The 16,930-nt window shown below is 38.8% G+C and carries 15 protein-coding genes; 3 read left to right on the forward strand and 12 right to left on the reverse strand.

The features are described from left to right. Nucleotides 1-214 precede the first annotated feature (214 nt). Nucleotides 215-943 carry a nitroreductase family protein gene (locus ACOQO1_RS05910; protein ID WP_420601941.1) on the forward strand — a complete coding sequence of 243 codons (729 nt, stop codon included), beginning with the start codon at nucleotides 215-217 and terminating at the stop codon, nucleotides 941-943. On the opposite strand, the gene ACOQO1_RS05915 is transcribed toward ACOQO1_RS05910, so the two are convergent. From ACOQO1_RS05915 to ACOQO1_RS05930, 4 genes are read right to left on the reverse strand one after another with little or no spacing between them, the layout of a single operon-like run. Next, a complete protein-coding gene (locus ACOQO1_RS05915) occupies nucleotides 938-1,777 on the reverse strand; it encodes a biotin-dependent carboxyltransferase family protein (protein WP_420601942.1) in 840 nt (279 codons plus the stop codon). The two genes, ACOQO1_RS05910 and ACOQO1_RS05915, sit on opposite strands and share 6 nt — an antisense overlap. Continuing rightward, nucleotides 1,770-2,504 carry a 5-oxoprolinase subunit PxpB gene (gene pxpB, locus ACOQO1_RS05920; protein ID WP_420601943.1) on the reverse strand — a complete coding sequence of 245 codons (735 nt, stop codon included), beginning with the start codon at nucleotides 2,502-2,504 and terminating at the stop codon, nucleotides 1,770-1,772. Before pxpB ends, ACOQO1_RS05915 begins: the two co-directional genes overlap by 8 nt. Next, entirely contained in the window at nucleotides 2,501-3,244 is a 744-nt protein-coding gene (gene pxpA, locus ACOQO1_RS05925; protein WP_420601944.1) for a 5-oxoprolinase subunit PxpA, read from the reverse strand. Before pxpA ends, pxpB begins: the two co-directional genes overlap by 4 nt. Then, complete coding sequence (locus tag ACOQO1_RS05930) at nucleotides 3,245-4,441, reverse strand: Nramp family divalent metal transporter (protein ID WP_420601945.1); 1,197 nt, start codon at nucleotides 4,439-4,441, stop codon at nucleotides 3,245-3,247. It abuts the gene before it with no gap. A 180-nt stretch (nucleotides 4,442-4,621) separates the two neighbouring features. Here ACOQO1_RS05930 and ACOQO1_RS05935 point away from each other — a divergent pair, with 180 nt between their 5' ends. Beyond that, nucleotides 4,622-5,065, forward strand: a complete 444-nt coding sequence (locus tag ACOQO1_RS05935) for a hypothetical protein (protein WP_420601946.1) — start codon at nucleotides 4,622-4,624, stop codon at nucleotides 5,063-5,065. Here ACOQO1_RS05935 and ACOQO1_RS05940 read toward each other — a convergent pair. Beyond that, nucleotides 5,062-5,472, reverse strand: coding sequence for a hypothetical protein (locus ACOQO1_RS05940; protein ID WP_420601947.1), 411 nt, complete (start codon nucleotides 5,470-5,472; stop codon nucleotides 5,062-5,064). The two genes, ACOQO1_RS05935 and ACOQO1_RS05940, sit on opposite strands and share 4 nt — an antisense overlap. A gap of 213 nt (nucleotides 5,473-5,685) precedes the next feature. Further along, nucleotides 5,686-7,266, reverse strand: a complete 1,581-nt coding sequence (locus tag ACOQO1_RS05945) for a flavin-containing monooxygenase (RefSeq protein ID WP_420601948.1) — start codon at nucleotides 7,264-7,266, stop codon at nucleotides 5,686-5,688. A gap of 521 nt (nucleotides 7,267-7,787) precedes the next feature. On the opposite strand from ACOQO1_RS05945, the gene ACOQO1_RS05950 reads away from it, so the two are divergent. Then, a complete protein-coding gene (locus ACOQO1_RS05950) occupies nucleotides 7,788-8,579 on the forward strand; it encodes a glycosyltransferase family 32 protein (RefSeq protein ID WP_420601949.1) in 792 nt (263 codons plus the stop codon). Between the two features lie 32 nt (nucleotides 8,580-8,611). On the opposite strand, the gene ACOQO1_RS05955 is transcribed toward ACOQO1_RS05950, so the two are convergent. The 6 genes from ACOQO1_RS05955 to ACOQO1_RS05980 all read right to left on the reverse strand — a co-directional run bounded on the left by ACOQO1_RS05955 (nucleotide 8,612) and on the right by ACOQO1_RS05980 (nucleotide 16,927). Beyond that, a complete protein-coding gene (locus ACOQO1_RS05955; protein WP_420601950.1) occupies nucleotides 8,612-10,147 on the reverse strand; it encodes a YifB family Mg chelatase-like AAA ATPase in 1,536 nt (511 codons plus the stop codon). Between the two features lie 147 nt (nucleotides 10,148-10,294). Further along, nucleotides 10,295-11,485 carry a DUF4249 domain-containing protein gene (locus tag ACOQO1_RS05960; protein WP_420601951.1) on the reverse strand — a complete coding sequence of 397 codons (1,191 nt, stop codon included), beginning with the start codon at nucleotides 11,483-11,485 and terminating at the stop codon, nucleotides 10,295-10,297. A 38-nt stretch (nucleotides 11,486-11,523) separates the two neighbouring features. After that, on the reverse strand, nucleotides 11,524-13,299 hold the full coding sequence (locus tag ACOQO1_RS05965) for a hypothetical protein (RefSeq protein ID WP_420601952.1): 1,776 nt from the start codon (nucleotides 13,297-13,299) through the stop codon (nucleotides 11,524-11,526). Nucleotides 13,300-13,310: 11 nt separating this feature from the next. Beyond that, nucleotides 13,311-14,495 carry a DUF4249 domain-containing protein gene (locus ACOQO1_RS05970; RefSeq protein WP_420601953.1) on the reverse strand — a complete coding sequence of 395 codons (1,185 nt, stop codon included), beginning with the start codon at nucleotides 14,493-14,495 and terminating at the stop codon, nucleotides 13,311-13,313. Then, on the reverse strand, nucleotides 14,492-15,673 hold the full coding sequence (locus ACOQO1_RS05975) for a DUF4249 domain-containing protein (RefSeq protein WP_420601954.1): 1,182 nt from the start codon (nucleotides 15,671-15,673) through the stop codon (nucleotides 14,492-14,494). The genes ACOQO1_RS05970 and ACOQO1_RS05975 overlap by 4 nt, the downstream gene beginning before the upstream one ends. Nucleotides 15,674-15,709: 36 nt before the next feature. Next, the gene (locus tag ACOQO1_RS05980; RefSeq protein ID WP_420601955.1) at nucleotides 15,710-16,927 is read right to left on the reverse strand and encodes a DUF4249 domain-containing protein; all 1,218 of its coding nucleotides are present in this window, start codon (nucleotides 16,925-16,927) and stop codon (nucleotides 15,710-15,712) included. Nucleotides 16,928-16,930 lie beyond the last annotated feature (3 nt).

A 16,930-nucleotide genomic window follows, 5' to 3' on the forward strand; every position in this document is an offset into this window, starting at 1 on the left:
TCATTTTAAAATCCCATATCCATTTATTCCCACAACTGCATAAAAAAAGCCTGTATCTTTTTTTGATACAGGCTTTTTCATATAACAATAGCGTCTGTATCATTCCTGTTTTGGAATAATAATGACCACGCTATTAATTAGGTTTTGTGCTTTCACAGTTCAATGGTACAAAAAAATATTTTAATAGCAAACAGGTTTGAATATCTTTAACTCCATGGAGAAAAAAGTTACCGAGGCAATACAGCATAGACGTTCTGTTCGAATTTACAAAGTAGATGTCCCAATTGAAGCCCAGAAAGTGGAGCAATGTATCAAAAATGCTGTTTTGGCACCTACCAGCAGTAATCTGCAACTGTGGGAGTTTTACCATATTACCCAAAAAGATATTTTAAACAAAATGACCGATGCGTGTTTGGGGCAAAAAGCAGCCAAAACTGCCCAACAAATGGTTGTTGTGGTAACCAGAAAGGATTTGTGGAAAAGTAGAGCAAAATCCAATCTTGAGTTTTTGAATACAACCTTTGGAAATAAGTCTAAAGAAGAATATAGTGCGGCGGAAAAGTTTGCGTTGGATTATTATAAGAAGCTCATCCCAACAATTTACTCCGACTTTCTTGGCGTTTTGGGGTGGTTGAAATATTTTGTTTTTCAAATTATTGGAATTTTTAAACCAACCTACCGTCAAGTTAGACAATCAGATATGCGTATTGTTGCGCATAAAAGTGCAGCACTTGCGGCCCAAAACTTCATGATAAGTATGGCAGCCATTGGGTATGACACATGTCCAATGGAAGGGCACGACTCTTTGAGGGTGAAGAAAGCCCTTGGTTTGCCTCGTCGTTCAGAAATCAACATGGTCATTGGTTGTGGCATCCGGGAAGAACAGGGTGTTTACGGTCCCCGCTTTAGGGTTCCCTTTGAAGAGGTTTACAAAAGATTATAATAGTTTAAAGGTCAAGGAGTCCCCAAACTTTTTTTGTGCCAACGTACAGATTGAGGCTTTGGAAAGCTGTAATATTCTGGGATATCCTCCTGTGGTCTGTCCATCTTTCATTAAGATGATCAATCTTCCTGCTGGTGTCAACTGTATTGTTCCAGGTATTGTTCCTGAGGTAAACATGGAATGCTTATGTCCGGCTATCAGTTCCGAAAGTTGATAAGCCATACGGTTGTTTGCCTTTGAAACGGTAAAGGTTTTGGAAAACAATTGGGCTAGTTGCCTATCTGACAAAAGTGAATACTCGGGACCTTTGTACACTTCTAAAAAATCCTGTTCAAAATGGTTTTCCATCTTAATTTCGGAAAGTAGTGAATCAAAAGAGCTGGTTTCGTCGTATTCAATTTCATCCCCATCCTTAAGGCACTTCTCCTTGGTGACAGGAGAATATTGAGAATGACTTCCTAAAACTTTTGGGGTCTTAAAACCTCCTTTGATGGCCAAATAGCTTCTGAACCCATTTTCCAGTCGACCATAGGATAAGATATCTCCTTTTTCAACTTTGATTACCTGATAATTTTCAATGGGCTTATTGTTCAGTGTTGGCGAAAGATATGCGCCAGATAAACAGATATATGTTGATGAATCAAATTGTATGGTGGGTCCGGTCATTGTGATCTCCATTACGGAGGCATTCCTCTCATTCTCTAAAAGTTTGTTCGCATTTCGTACCGAAACTTCATCCATAACACCAGAAATGGGAACTCCGATATCTCTGTACCCAAAACGTCCCAAATCTTGGATAGTCACAAAAAAACCAGATTTGAGAAGCTTAAGCATTCAGTTCTATTTTTTCTAGTTTGTATATGCCCACTTCACATTCAATTTTGCGCAAATCGTACTCAGCACGAGATATTTTATGGAACTGTATCTTATCACCTACATTCACAAAACATGGCTTTTCCAAACTTGGATTAAAAATTGGGATTGGACAGCTTCCAATAATGTTCCATCCACCAGGCGAATCTTGTGGATAAATTCCGGTTTGTTTCCCAGCAAGTCCTACAGAACCTTTGGCTACGGACAACCGTGGTTCCTTTCGTCTGGGAATTTCCAACGCTTCAGGTAGTCCTCCTAAATACATGAACCCTGGCAAAAAACCTATTCCATACACCACATATTCAAATGAAGTATGTAGTTCAATCAATTTTTCAATGGATAAATTCAGAGTGCTACATGTTTCCTCTAGGTCAATTCCAAAATCCAAATCATAACAAACCGGTATACGCCACAAATGTTGCTCAGGTTTCTTTTTAAATTGTTTATTAGAGGAATAAAGGTCAGTGATTATTTTTTTTATCGCTTCTTGGTCAATTTCTTCTTGATAATTGACCATTGTTAATGAATTGTACGCAGCGGACATTTCCCAACCGGGTAGATTCAACTCCTTGAAACTATCAATAAATTGAAGGATATCTTCTAATATGGATTCGTCCACGGCATTAGGCCATTCCACTAGAACAGCGTTCTGACCATATGGTTTGATACTGATGGGGTAGCTTTTCACTTTTCTAGTTGAACCTTATGGTTAGGTAATTCCTTTGAAAGATACATCAATATTTCCAATGCCGAAGATGTGTCGCCATGAATGCATATCGTTTCGGCCTGAATTGCTATCCTTTTGTTTTTGACCGAAACTACATTGCCCTCTTGAATTATTGGCAAAATATGATCCAGTACCTTTTCGGGCTGTTTGATCAAGGAGTTATCCATTTTCCGAGACACCAAACTTAAATCATCATTGTAGTTTCTATCCCCAAATGCCTCAAACATGATTCTAAAACCTAAATCGGTAGCTTTTTCGGCAACAACCGATTTATAGGGAACATATATTGGAACTGTGTCTTTGTACTCTCCGATGGCATCCAAATAAATCATGGCCAACACTTCGTCTTTTGCAGTTTGATTATATAGCGCACCGTGTGCTTTTATATGGTGGAACTGTCCCTCCTCTCTTTCAAGGATTTTTTTAAAGGTTGATACTTGGTGAATGATGCTTTGTTTAAGTTCTGAATTAGAAATATTCATTACCTCCCTGCCAAAATTGGCTTTATCCGGATATGAGGGGTGTGCCCCTATTTTCACATTGTGGATTTTTGCCAGTTTGATTATTTCAGAAATACTATCAACATCACCGGCATGGCCGCCACATGCAATATTGCACGAGCTGATCAGTGGGAAAAGGTCAGCTTCGTTACCTATACCCTCCCCTACATCACAATTGATATCGATAGTCCAATTTTCCATTTAAAACAGGCCTATTACTTTCAGGATACTTTTTGTTCCCAAAAAAATGGTGAATCCAACAATTAGAAACCCTAGCACATTTTGAAAAAGTGTATTCCTATGGGTGCCCATTACCGTCTTTTTATTCACTATCCAAAGTAATAATATAGCCATTACCGGAAGGAGTATTCCATTGGCCACCTGGGCAAATTGAATCACCTCAATAGGTTTAATATTAAAGGACAGCGATAGCACTCCAAAAAACAACACTATAAACCACACCAATCTAAATTTCTTGTTTTTCATATCATCATTCCAGCCAAAACAACTGCTGGCAACATAAGCTGCAGCCAAAGGTGCTGTTATGGCGGAAGTGATTCCGGCAGCTAAAAGTCCTATGCCCATAAAATAAATAGCTGCTTTTCCAAATAAAGGTTCCAAGCCTTTAGCCATATCCATAGCATTGGTAATACTTTCAATGGGTGCTGCAGATGCTGTAATCAGAATAGCCACAGAAACCAATCCACCCAAAGCTATAGAGATTATGGTATCCCATTTGACATTGGCAAGCTCGTCTTTTGATTTCCATTTTTCTTTGGCAAGTGAGGCATGTAAGAATAGATTATAAGGTACCACGGTGGTACCTATAAGTGCAACCACAGTTAATAAGCCTCCTTCTGGTAAACTTGGAATAAACATGCCCTTGGCAATTTCGCCCCATGAAGGTTTTGTGATAATGGCACTAACAACAAAACAAACACCCATGATCGCAACTAGCCCAACAAACACTTTTTCCAAGGTCTTGTAACTGCTAAACCAAAGCAACAAAAAGGCAAAACATCCTATTAGTATAGGATAGAAGGACGCTAAGGTCCCTTGACCAAATAAACCCTCAAGTCCTAAGGTGGCCCCTCCAATGTTACCAGCTTCATAAGCGGCATTGCCAACTAAAATTGCTCCTAAAACAATTATAATGACCAGTTTTTTTATCCAATCGACCCTAAGCTCTTTCTTAATGACATCAACAAGTCCGCTTTGAGAAACAACCCCAATTCTCCCGGCCATTTCCTGAAGTATGATGGTGGCCAAAATAGACAGCAAAACGGCCCAAATTAGTGCGTATCCAAAATGAACTCCTGCAAGAGTGCAGACCGTTATTGTTCCGGGTCCTACGAACGCCGCGGCCACCAACACTCCCGGGCCAATTTTTTTAAACATGTTTAAGACTATTTTCTGAGCCTCAAATTAAAAGTATTTCCATTAAATAATGCATTTCATCTAAAAAAATGCATTTCATCTAAAAATGGGATGTTATACATCGACATTTTATACGAATATTAAAAAGTGGTAGTTATAATAATCCCAAATCGTATAATTGACCAAACTTGACCAAGACTTATGACATGTAAGGACTGTGAAAAAAGTATCGGGTATAAACAGCACAAAGAATCTATGGATTCTTTGGGTGTTGAGCTCTGCGAGCGGCATACCCGACTCATTAAGAAGATTATCCTAAACAACAATACGCCCGTAGAAGCGGTACAACTGTTCTATGCGCTAAAGGAAGCAGGCGCCCACCCCATGTTGGAATGGTGGGATGGAAAAAAATCTGTGGATATTGCCATCTCTAGGGTAAAACTAAATATTGAAATTGACAAGGATTACAATATGATTACCCATGAACAGGCTATAAATGACCTGGAAGAAGCAATGCATTCCTTCAAAAATGGATTTACAACCATAAGAATACCTCACTTGGCAGTGAAGTACTATTTGGATGATACAGTTCAGAATATTTTAGGGATAGTTTCCGGGTTAAAAGCGAATATCAAAGCTATCTAATCCGAAAACAAAAGCTGCTTACCCACTTGACTCTCTTTGTACTCCAGTATATTGATTATAATGGGATCCTCTCCAATATTTTCTAGGTCATTGGTGTAGTTTTTCCCTTTAAACTCGCAATACTGGGTATCTCCTGGGTCCAGCTTTATCATATTTATTTTACCATTCCCATGACGGGTCAATGCTAGACCTCCTGTGGTACAAACCCAGCTGTAGTTGGTGTTAAGATGTCTGAATGGAATTCGTTCTCCTGGATCAAGGTGTAAATCCCAGAGTTTTACACTTTCGTTTTCAAATATCAACTTTCCCCCAAGGGACAGGGTTATTTCTTGGTGAAGCAACTCATCTATCTTATCTTGTTCCCATGGATCAAAATTCCCAACAGGATTCAATTCAACACATTGCATACAGTAAGCTTTTTCTGAAAATGGGCGCAAAATTAAGACATATCCATCATGAAAAATATGACAGATGTAGGATTTAACTTATTTTTTGACGGATTATAAAGTTTTTAGCCTTTTTTTTAGGATATTGATTACCAGCAATTTAAAAATATAGGCATTGGTAAGTTTCTTACCACCTAATCTTTCTTATCTCCAATTAAATTCATATCGGTTTTCCTAAGTCATTGTTTGGGTTGTAGTTTTAGAATAACCAATTCTAAATGTCTTGGTAAAAAATCTTCCAATTTGTTGAAAAGGCCTATTAAGAACTAATATTATAAGCATTATGGTGCTTCTTTTAGTCGAGTATGCTGTAGGAAGAAATTTTATCGTCTTTTTTGCGGTACTGGCATAAACTGGATCGTTAAGCCTGTAAAAGGCAGGCAAATGTGAACCAAAAAAGAGCTTGGCAGAGAAACCAAGTTCCTTTATGTTAAAATATTTAGGTCTACAACCTACAAGTTTGGACATATCATTCATATAGTCATGGTAATTGACCAATGATTTTATGTTCACGCTGTCCGAAAAGAATTTTTCATTGAAACGTCGATCCCTTTCAATGCTCGCATGCATCTCTTTGGTAGCTGGAAGTTTTTTATTACCAGATAGTAGTAATGCTATGTAACGGGCTTGTATTTCTGAGCATGCCGGAAGTCCTCCCTGAGTCGGTCTTGCCCATCCTATCAGACTGATCAGCAGTCCATGTTTAGGATGTATCATATGTTTGTAGAGGTTCCTGGGGTTTTCAAAGTCTTTGCCCTGAGTCACATATTCAAACTTTGTTTCATAACCTGTATTTAAAACAAGCACATCCGTTTCAATGGTTTCGCCTCCTTTGGTGATTATCGAGTTCTCCGTTAAATAATCGATTTCGTCTCTTTTAATTTCCAATCGTCCGTCGATAATATCCTGAAGAAAAACATCACTCTTGGTCAAAAATTTGCCCATGAAGGATTTTCTGTCGTATATCCATTGCTGAACCAGTTTTTCAGTGGAACCAACATTTTTGCCAAAGTTCAAATATTTCCAGGCCATGAACTTCATAAAATGGTCCACTCCTTTCTTTCCCATTGAATTGAGGCTGTGCGATGTATAGGAATCACTTGTATAACCTGCGGACCATCTTGGGACAATGTTCGGAAAATCCCGAACCAACACCTTGCAGGTGGCTGATTGCGAAATTTCATGAATGATATCCGCACCGGATTCGCCAATGCCGATACATACTACTTTTTTATCCTTGAACTTCTCATCATTTTTATATTCGCTAGAGTGAACAATTTCACCCTTAAAATCAGACTGCCCTTTAAAAACTGGCGAATAGGGAATGAAATTACTGCCCGTACAAATTATTAAATAATCGAACTTCTCTTTCCTGACCCTATTTTGATGAGTAACTTCTACGATAACCGAATCTTCTTGGATATCCGCACCCAACACCTTATGGGAGTAGCAAATATGGCTGTTTAAATCAAAATGGTCTATATAATCTTTTAAATATTCCCGATACTCGGATACCGTCCAAAATCTTCTCTCTTCTTTTACGTCTGGCATAAAATCTGAGTATGCCATGAAATAATTAGAAACTGTCAGTTCAAGAGAATCATATGACCTACCTCCTTTTTCAATTGATCTAAATGCCCCTCCATAACTATCTTCTGATTCGTAACAGACTACTTGTATATTTTGATTTAAAAGCTCTTTTACTGCTACCAACCCGGATGGGCCAGCTCCAATAACACAAACCTTGGTGCTCATTTCAGTGAAGTTTTCTTAAAATACTATGGTTGATTAAGGCTGAAAGTAACAATGAAGGTGTTGCCTAGGCGCAGATGATCGTTGAAAATCAATAATTTACGTTGAAAGATATCAAATAGTTCTAAAAATAGGGTTAGTCTTAAAAAATTGGTTTTTACAATGGTATAATCCAGTATGTGAAAACATCAAGAAAAAACATGTCCAAGGAATTCAAAAATACCACTCCTTATCTTTAAGTACTTGACTACAAGTCACTTTCATTGACCTTCAAAAAACTGGAACAAAATACCGAATAAAGTATCAACTGCTTGTTGATATTTTTTTAAAAAGAAACCACACCCCAAACTATGGAATAACTACATTAGCCATGAGAATACTAATTGCCCCAATGATTACATTTCTGTCCATGAAATTACCTATTATGCTGTTAAATTCCTTAAACATATATAAGGTACAAATTTCTGTAGGCAATCATAAAGGTTAACAAGTATTGTAATATAAATGTTAGCATAAACACCTATATGATACCAAAAATAATCCACTTTTGTTGGTTAAGTGGAGAGGAATACCCAGAGAGCATAAGAAAAAATATTGAAGATTGGAAAATCAAAATGCCCGATTATGAATTCATTCTTTGGGATAAAGAAAAGTACGATCTAGCAAACAGTAGTTGGGTGAAGCAAGCTTTTGAAAGCAAAAAGTTTGCGTTTGCTTCAGATTTAATTCGATTATATGCTGTTTACACTTATGGTGGTATTTATTTGGACACCGATGTAGAAGTCTTAAAAAGCTTTGATGACCTTCTGGACTTACCTTATTTTATAGGCTCACAGCATAATAACTTAATCGAGGCTGCCATTTTTGGTTCTGAAAAAAAATCAGATTGGATTCTCCGATGTTTACAATATTATGACAACAGAGCCTTCATAAAAGATGATGGAAATTTTGATATGCTGGTACTGCCCAGGGTTATGAAACGGCAATTGGAGGGTGTAAGAAAAATAAACATTATGGAACCCCATGAAATAGCCAGAGTTGACACTCTCTTAAAAAATGACAGTTGCCTCTACTTGTACCCATTTGATTTTTTCTGTTCCAAAAATTATGAAAGTGGCAAAATTTCAAAAACCAAAAACACATACACCGTTCATCATTTTCAAAGTTCTTGGTTACCCGTTTTTTCTAAGTTAAGACGAAGGTTGATACGATTTATTGGTGTTAGCAAAACGGAAAAAATAATTACATCCATGGGTTTAAGAAGATTCCACAAGGTTTTGACCATTCCCATGGTGAAATCTAGGTTAATCAAGTAACAAAAAAGGTTTTCGGGCTTTTAATCTATCCACTACCCCAACCAACCCTCCCTGTCCAAACTACGGTACTGAATGGCTTCAGAAATATGGTTGCTAGATATATTTTCAGCGTCCTCCAAATCAGCAATGGATCTTGCAACCTTTAAAATCCTATCGTAAGCTCTGGCGGATAAGTTTAACCGTTCCATTGCGTTTTTGATTAATTTTTTTGAAAAGTCGTCCAAGATGCAGAACTCCCTTATCTGCTTGGTGTTCATTTGTGCATTATAATGTACGTTTTCCAGTGAGGTAAATCTTTTGGTCTGGATTTCTCTGGCGGCGGCGACTCTCTTTCTGATTGCCAGACTATTTTCTCCCTTTCTCTCCTCTGACAATTTTTCAAAAGGTACTGGAGTTACTTCGACATGAATATCTATTCTATCCAATAGAGGCCCTGAAATTTTGCTTAAATAACGCTGCATCTCATTGGGTGAAGAGGTCACTGGGGCATCCGGATCATTAAAGTACCCTCCTGGACTTGGGTTCATGCTGGCCACCAACATAAAACTACTGGGGTAGGTAACCGTAAACTTTGCCCTTGCAATTGTCACTTCCCTATCTTCCATGGGTTGTCGCATCACTTCCAATACCCTACGTTCAAATTCTGGGAGTTCATCCAAAAAAAGTACTCCATTGTGCGCAAGGGATATTTCGCCTGGTTGGGGATAGCTCCCACCACCTACAAGCGCCGCAGAGCTTATGGTGTGGTGAGGATTTCTAAAAGGTCGCTGGTTCATTAAGCCCATGTTCTTTATAGTTCCAACCACACTATGAATCTTTGTGGTTTCCAAGGCTTCATACAACGTCATTGGCGGTAAAATGGAGGGTAATCGTTTCGCCAACATGGTCTTTCCGGCCCCCGGTGGGCCAATCAATATAATATTATGCCCTCCCGCTGCTGCAATTTCCATACAACGTTTTATGCTTTCCTGACCTTTCACATCTGCAAAATCAAACTCTGGAAAGTCCAATTCGTGGTAGAATTCCTCTCTTGTATTTACTACAGTTTGTTCCAAAGGTTTTCCTTTATCAAAAAATTCTATGACCTCTTCAATGTTTTCTACACCATAAACTTCCAAATTTGATACTACCGCCGCCTCTTTAGCATTTTCTTTGGGCAGGATAAATCCTTTAAAACCTTCTTCCTGTGCTTTTATGGCTATGGGCAATGCTCCCTTTATAGGTTGTAGGCTTCCGTCCAGCGATAGTTCTCCCATAATCATATAACTTTCAATACTTTCTGATTTAATTTGGTTGGATGCAGACAATATCCCTAATGCCAGCGTAAGGTCATAAGCCGAGCCTTCTTTCCGAAGGTCGGCCGGAGCCATATTTATGGTAATTTTCTTCCCTGGAATTTTGTAGCTGTTGTTTTGTAGTGCTGCTGCAATACGGTAGTTGCTTTCCTTAATGGCATTGTCCGGCAATCCTACCAGGTGATAACCTATTCCTTTGTCCACATTGACTTCAACTACAATGGTTTGGGCTTCAACCCCAAATACAGCACTGCCATAGATTTTTATAAGCATAGCGCAAATCGAAAAATTAAATAAAATTTGAAAGTAGGCTTATTTGGTACAGCAGCGAACCCCATATTGATGAATACCGGGTTTTAAATTGACGTAAGCAGTTATTGAATTAATGGATTTAATACTGACGTTTGTTTTGTACCATCTTTAGTCTATCCAAAAATTCGGTTTTTGATTACTCCCCAAAGCAGTACAGTCTCCACATTCCCTTGGAATGGAACTCAATGGGGGGACATCCGAAGGATTTGGCTCTATATAATGTATAAGGTCCAATCTAACCTGTTCCATAAGGGTCAGCGATTTTTGCGGACGACATGCATTGATATACGGTGGGAGTCTTTCGTTTGGATAATGATCTCTATAGTTGAAAAAAATACGTTTTTCCGACACTGAAGACACATCAAAAATACCAATGACCTTTTCATCTTGGTCGTCGCTAGCACTAATATTGCCAACTATAAATCCTGTTTGATTCTCAGAAAGTAGGCTTTCAGAACTTGCAATATCCCTAAGTGTTTTGTAATAGATGTAAGCTTTAAATGTAGTCGCAAATTGTCTTACCAAGATACTATACCTATGTGAGAGGACATAATTATTACTTTCAATAAAGTGGACCTGAAAGTTTGTAAGTCTACTTCTGTCCAAATCCTCTGTATTGGCCAGAACAATCTTTTTCGAAATATTTGTTCCATAACAAATAAGTTCCTCCTCTTCTTTGGGTGCCAATATTACGCTCTCAAACCCGTTGGTTATGAAGACCATATCTGTTTCATTAACCAATCCATTGTTAACTATCTTATAATCGTAGGATAACCAGTATGGGGCAATTATCTTAAAGGTTTCCTCATACTCGTATCTAAAGTATCTTGCCAAACCTGTTGGAGCAGTATTATCAATAGATATTGCCATTCCATTTTTTCCAAAATCATCATCAATCCTATTTGCATAAAGACTGTCTATTAGCACAGGTTCAGGTAATTGTTCTGGTGTTGACTTGTATGACTTATCAGAATCTGTAATAATTGAGAGGAAATAGCTTTTTCCTTTTTCTGCTTTAAAAGCGATTTTCGAAACATACCTCCCAGCTTCGGTCTCCTTAAAGTAGAATTTGTTGCCTAAATTGTCCTCAATCTTAACAGTTGCCGCTTGTTCCATCGTTGGAACATCAGCTTCCAATTGGTACGATCTGGTCAATATAACTTCTTGGTGCTTTAGCTCGTCTGTAAGAATGGCTTCAACAACCAAAACATCCTCAAATATTCTAGTAGATGGCTCGTAGGGCTCAACACAACTTAATTGAAAAAGTACCAATACCCAGATAAAAATATGACGTTCCATATTTAGTTCTCTGATTTGTAGAACTAAAATATACGATTCTATCTAACAAAAAACGTCCGATTGACGGATACCGGCTTTCCAGTTGACGTAAACCCCTCTAAGACCAACTCATAGGTTCCACCAAGGTCTGAGGTGTAAAAAACAATTTCTTTGGAGCCTTTGGATAGATCCAAGTTTGGTTCCCATAACAATTGATTCCTAAAGTCAGGGACGCGTTCTCGACTTTTGTCACCCGAATAGCTTTGGGTAAAATATTCTTTTTGAGCTTCTGGTTTAAACAGTTCCAGACTTGTAGTATGGGGGGTATAAAAATCTTGGTAAAAACCTCCTTCAATTGTCTTAAAAGAAATTACTCCTTGGAATGTTTTTGCACCTACGATAATCTTATCTCTTGAGAAACTTATGGTCTTTATTTTTTTGGCACTGAAATCCATAAAATCTTCATGTCTCTTTATAAAAAGACCATCAACAAACACCATAGGCAACAGACTGTGACTGGTAAACCCTTCTTCCGGTCTTACCTCGAAAACACGTTCCCCGTTATTGAGCTTTCTAATAGAGACTTGATCAACCACTTCTACAATGGTTTCATCCAGACGATTAAATCTGGTATAATCATCCAAATCATACACCGTTGCAAACTTCCGGTAAAATGGTTCAACATGATCAGCAACAAGTATTGAATCCGACTTTATTTCTTGATAAGCATTTTCTATTTGGTTTTGAATACTTTTTTCCAGGATATATTCCTTCATCCTTTTGGAAAGCACAAAGTCCTCAAACTCCGTTTGCTCCACGTCAATTTTTTCGGCATCCATCTTCAGCTCATATGATTCCCAGTCATCAGACAATACCTCCAAAGCAGCCCTATTGTTATCATATTCCCTATCCACAATGAACCAGAACCTACCCTTGTCGTCAGATGTGGCCACCTTAAGCAAAAAGTCTTCTCCAGGCAAGGAAAGTGATATTCTTTGGCCTTGCACGGGAAGTTTGGTCTCTTTATTCACAATAGTACCTGAAATCACCTCTCCCCTAATCTCAGGAATATTTGTTTCATCCTTATTTAGCGCTACCCTACCTCGTTCTTCTTTGAGAAAATTCTTAAAAAAGGCTTCAGAGGATATTTGAGTGGGTGATGGTACAGAATCTACTCTCCGAACGGAAATAGCATAACTACCTGCATTTACAGATTCATCCTTTCCAACAATATCTAAGGTAATTTTTTCGCGTTGCCCCGCTACAGATTTGTCCAAACCAACACTCACATATGCGCTCTCGGTATCTTCCACTGCCATTGTGCTATTGGATTTCCTGATTTTAGAAACAATGGGTTGTGATGAGTCCAAAGGCTGCTCCAAATACGTTTCCGAGGTACTCTGATAAGGATTTATGATATGAATGTTCGCCTGAAAAAAATTATCGGACCCAAAATTTTTCATCCACTCAGAATATCCAAGTAATTTATAGCTTCCTGTAGGTATGGATGTAGGAACAAAAAAGTCACCATAACCTGTACCTGAAGTCAGTCTCACCTTATGGGTAAAAACAGCTTCGCCTTCTTTATTTATTAAGGACACATAGCCTATCTTGCTGATGTTGGTCAATGCTCTATTAATTTTATCCAGACAATAGAACTTATACAGTAAGCGATCTCCAGAAAATACGAGTGATTCATTATACTGAAGAAACACGCTCTCCTGGGGAATTCCTGTTAAAGCTCCTGTATCCGATCTACTTGGGTTAAATGATTGTCCCAAAAGCACCACAGCGTTCAACAGTAGTGCGATTAACGTTATAATGTTAGTTCTCATATTCTATTATTTTATTCAATCCAAAAATCTGGAACTTCAGAAGTTCCTAATATTGTACAATCACCACAAACTGCAGGCACTGTGACATGTGGCCCTCCAGGGTTAAATTCACCATCATTTTCCCTTACATATTTTACCAAGTTCGAACGTATCAAATCCACAAGTCCTATTGCTGGGGCATTTTCAACACAAGGTTCAACATAAGGAGGCAAGCGCTCTCCTGGAAAAAAATCAACATAGTTGAAAAAAATGCGTTTTTCATCCACTGCCGATACATCAAAATAGCCCAATATCCTCTCATTTGCATCCTGCTCAGAATAAATATTGCCCTCCAAAAACCCCGGTTGGGTCTCTGAGAACAAACTCTCATTTGTGGAAAAGTTGTTCAACGTTTCCAGAAAACTAGCCGTCTCTATGGAATGTGTATGTTGGCGCACCAAAATACTGTACCTATGTGAAATAATATAATCATTCCTGTTGATGAAGTGTACCATAAAATCTGAAACCGTACCTCCAGTAAAATCCTCTGTATCGGCAAGAAGAATTTTGTTGGAAACCCTACTTGGATAACAAATCCTTTCATCCAGAGAGCGGGGAACAAGGATTATGGAGTCACCTATACCACCCCGTATTACCTCCAATTCCCTGGGAGCCCATCTTGGTGCAATTACCTTGTAAGTTTCTTCATATTCATACCTGTAAAAACTGTTGGCATCATCAGTAAGGGCTGCACTTACGAATATGGCCATCCCTTCTTCACCTAAATCATTGGTCAATCTTTTGGCATAGACAGTATCTATTTTGGATTCTTGTGGCAGGCTCATGTCCTGTGACCTATACTTTTTGCCATTTTGAGTGGTAATAGATAGGTGATATTCTTTTTGTGGAGAAGCTGCAAAGGGTATTTTGGACAGATATTTGCCCGAGTCGGTTTCTTCAAAAGCATATTCGTTTCCAGAATTGTCCTTTACCATGATACTTGCATTGGCTTCTGGCGGTGGTCCTTCATCTTGAAACCTATATGTTCTTGTTAGTACAATTTCTTGCCGCTTCATTTCATCAGTAATCTTGGCATCCACTACAAAAGCATCCTTAAAATCCACAAATTCCGTTTCAAAGGGTTCAATGCAACCCAACAGCAGCCAGGCCATCATGATGGCCAACGACTTCAGATATGTGGCTTCAAGTTTTATCATTCAATCCAAAAATCAGGTACCTCTGTGGTTCCCAAAACCTTACAGTCCCCACAAACTCTGGGAACTATAAAATATGGCCCTTCATTCTCAGAGGGCTCTCCATTGTCGCCAAAATATATTCCAGCTCCAATTTCAAGGATAGGCCTTAATACGCAACCACCCATATTAGCAATAACGGGAGCACTTGGCACGCAGGGTTCCACATATGGTGGTAATGCTTCGCCCGGATAAAAATCATCAAAGTTGAAAAAAATACGTTTCTCCGAGACGCTGCTAACATCAAAAAATCCCAGCACTATTTCATTTGCATTCTCCTTGGAAGACACATTTCCTTGCAAAAAACCCGGCTGGGTTTCTGAAAAAAGGCTTTCCGATCCAGAAAGTTCATTAAGCGTCTTAAAAAAGGTAAATGCCTCATTGGATTGCACAAGTTGCTTTACCAAAATACTGTACCTATGCGAAATAATGTAGTTATCCCTCGATATAAAATGTACCATAAAATCACTTACCCTATCTTCTTCCAAATCCTCTGTTGATGTTAGGATTATCTTGTTGGAGAAGCTTGTAGGATAGCATATTTGTTCATCCGTGGTATTGGGTATTTTGATTACATCACAACCTGGTTCCGGAGCACCGGTCAAAGATGTTGGGTTCCAAGTAGGAGCAATAACCCGATAAGTTTCCACGTATTCGTACCTATAATTCTTGGAATTACCGGTAGAATCAAAACTGTCGACCAAAATTGCCACCCCGTCTACCCCATCATCATTGGTGATTCGTACTGCATTTACCTCATCTATGGAGGTAGCCGCCGTAAGCTGTGTTGGATCAGACCCATAGTTCCTTCCATCCACTGTGGTTACCGAAAGTTGATAACTTCTACCTGACTGGGCGGCAAATGCATTTTCCGAAAGATAAACACCATTACCAGTATCTTGAAAATTGAATGTATTGCCCATATCGTCACTAACACTAACAATGGCATTGGATTCGGCAGTAGGTCCTTCATCCTCAAACCTATAAGTCCTGGATAGTACAACTTGCTGCTGTTTTATCTCATTGGTTATGGTCGCTTCAATAACCAAAGCACTTTCAAAGTCCACAAATTCAGCTTCAAATGGTTCAATACAGCCATAAAGCAAAATACTTATAAAGCCGATAATAATTCTATTTTTCATATGGAGTTTACAACTCTTAGTCATTAATTCAATTAATTATTCTATCCAAAACTCTGGTATCTCTACTTTCCCAATTTCCGTGCAATCTCCGCATACGGATGGAACAACAAAAAAGGGGCCTTCTGTTGATCCTCCACTATCATTATCTCCGGCATAACTTACAACTCCAAGGTCAGCCTGAATCGCCAAAATACATCTTGGAGGAATTCCAGGCGTACTCAATGGCGGGGAGCTCAATTGACAAGGGTCAACGTATGGAGGTAGGTCTTCCCCTGGGAAAAAATCATCATAGTTGAGGAAAATACGTTCTTCAGATACCGAAGCAACATCAAAATAGCCAAGTACTTTTTCATTTCTACTCTGGTCTGAAGAAATATTACCCTCCAAAAAGCCCGGCTGGGTTTCGGAAAAAAAACTGTCGCTGCCAGAAAACTCATTTAGGGTCTCATAAAAGGTGAAAGCTTCATTGGATTGTATATACTGCCTCACCAAAATGCTGTATCTGTGCGAAATGATATAGTTATCCCTATTTATAAATCTTACCCTAAAGTTGCTGACTCGATCCTCGGAAAGATCCACAGTAGATGCCTGAATTATTGAGTTGGAAAAATCTGTTGCAAAGCAAGTTTCCTTGGATTTTTCATCTGGAATTTTTCTTACATCGCAAATCTGTGTTGCTTCATCCACTGGTGTTCTCTCCAAACCAATGGGCGACCAAAAAGGGGCCACGATCTTATAGGTTTCTTCATATTCATATCGGTAATTGACCGAATTACCCGTTGGGTCAAAGCTGTCCACAAAAACACCAATTCCTTCTTCGCCACCATCATTGGTGATTCTCTCTACTCTTAGATCATCTATTTGGGTGGTCTGGGTCAATTGCACTTCACTCGAACTATAGGTCCTACCGTCCTGTGTTTCAATAATTAGCTGATAAGACGTATTTGGTTGTGCAGCAAACATTTGTTCCGATGTATAAATTCCCGCGGCGTTTTCCTGAAAAACATAGGTGTTGCTCCCCCCTATTACCCTCACGCGAGCGCTACTTTCTGCAGAAGGTCCATCATCTTCAAATTTGTAGGTCCTGGTCAGAACAACTTTTTGTTGTTCTACCTTATTGGTAATGGTAGCCTCAACCACCAAAGCACTTTCAAAATCCTCAAAGGTCACATCAATGGGCTCAATACAGCCGGATATGGGCATGAAAGTCATTGCCAGTATATACAATCCTATCTTGTTAATTGTCTTTTTCATATC

Source organism: Flagellimonas sp., from assembly GCF_965222555.1.
GTDB lineage: Bacteria > Bacteroidota > Bacteroidia > Flavobacteriales > Flavobacteriaceae > Flagellimonas.

Excerpts from the sequence above, each read along its gene's own strand:
- ACOQO1_RS05975 (WP_420601954.1), bottom strand. The coding sequence starts at position 15,673 with ATGAAAAATAGAATTATTATCGGCTTTATAAGTATTTTGCTTTATGGC.
- ACOQO1_RS05935 (WP_420601946.1), top strand. The coding sequence starts at position 4,622 with ATGACATGTAAGGACTGTGAAAAAAGTATCGGGTATAAACAGCACAAA.
- ACOQO1_RS05970 (WP_420601953.1), bottom strand. The coding sequence starts at position 14,495 with ATGATAAAACTTGAAGCCACATATCTGAAGTCGTTGGCCATCATGATG.
- ACOQO1_RS05980 (WP_420601955.1), bottom strand. The coding sequence starts at position 16,927 with ATGAAAAAGACAATTAACAAGATAGGATTGTATATACTGGCAATGACT.
- ACOQO1_RS05930 (WP_420601945.1), bottom strand. The coding sequence starts at position 4,441 with ATGTTTAAAAAAATTGGCCCGGGAGTGTTGGTGGCCGCGGCGTTCGTA.
- ACOQO1_RS05965 (WP_420601952.1), bottom strand. The coding sequence starts at position 13,299 with ATGAGAACTAACATTATAACGTTAATCGCACTACTGTTGAACGCTGTG.
- ACOQO1_RS05915 (WP_420601942.1), bottom strand. The coding sequence starts at position 1,777 with ATGCTTAAGCTTCTCAAATCTGGTTTTTTTGTGACTATCCAAGATTTG.
- ACOQO1_RS05955 (WP_420601950.1), bottom strand. The coding sequence starts at position 10,147 with ATGCTTATAAAAATCTATGGCAGTGCTGTATTTGGGGTTGAAGCCCAA.
- pxpA (WP_420601944.1), bottom strand. The coding sequence starts at position 3,244 with ATGGAAAATTGGACTATCGATATCAATTGTGATGTAGGGGAGGGTATA.
- ACOQO1_RS05910 (WP_420601941.1), top strand. The coding sequence starts at position 215 with ATGGAGAAAAAAGTTACCGAGGCAATACAGCATAGACGTTCTGTTCGA.
- ACOQO1_RS05940 (WP_420601947.1), bottom strand. The coding sequence starts at position 5,472 with ATGCAATGTGTTGAATTGAATCCTGTTGGGAATTTTGATCCATGGGAA.
- ACOQO1_RS05950 (WP_420601949.1), top strand. The coding sequence starts at position 7,788 with ATGATACCAAAAATAATCCACTTTTGTTGGTTAAGTGGAGAGGAATAC.
- ACOQO1_RS05945 (WP_420601948.1), bottom strand. The coding sequence starts at position 7,266 with ATGAGCACCAAGGTTTGTGTTATTGGAGCTGGCCCATCCGGGTTGGTA.
- ACOQO1_RS05960 (WP_420601951.1), bottom strand. The coding sequence starts at position 11,485 with ATGGAACGTCATATTTTTATCTGGGTATTGGTACTTTTTCAATTAAGT.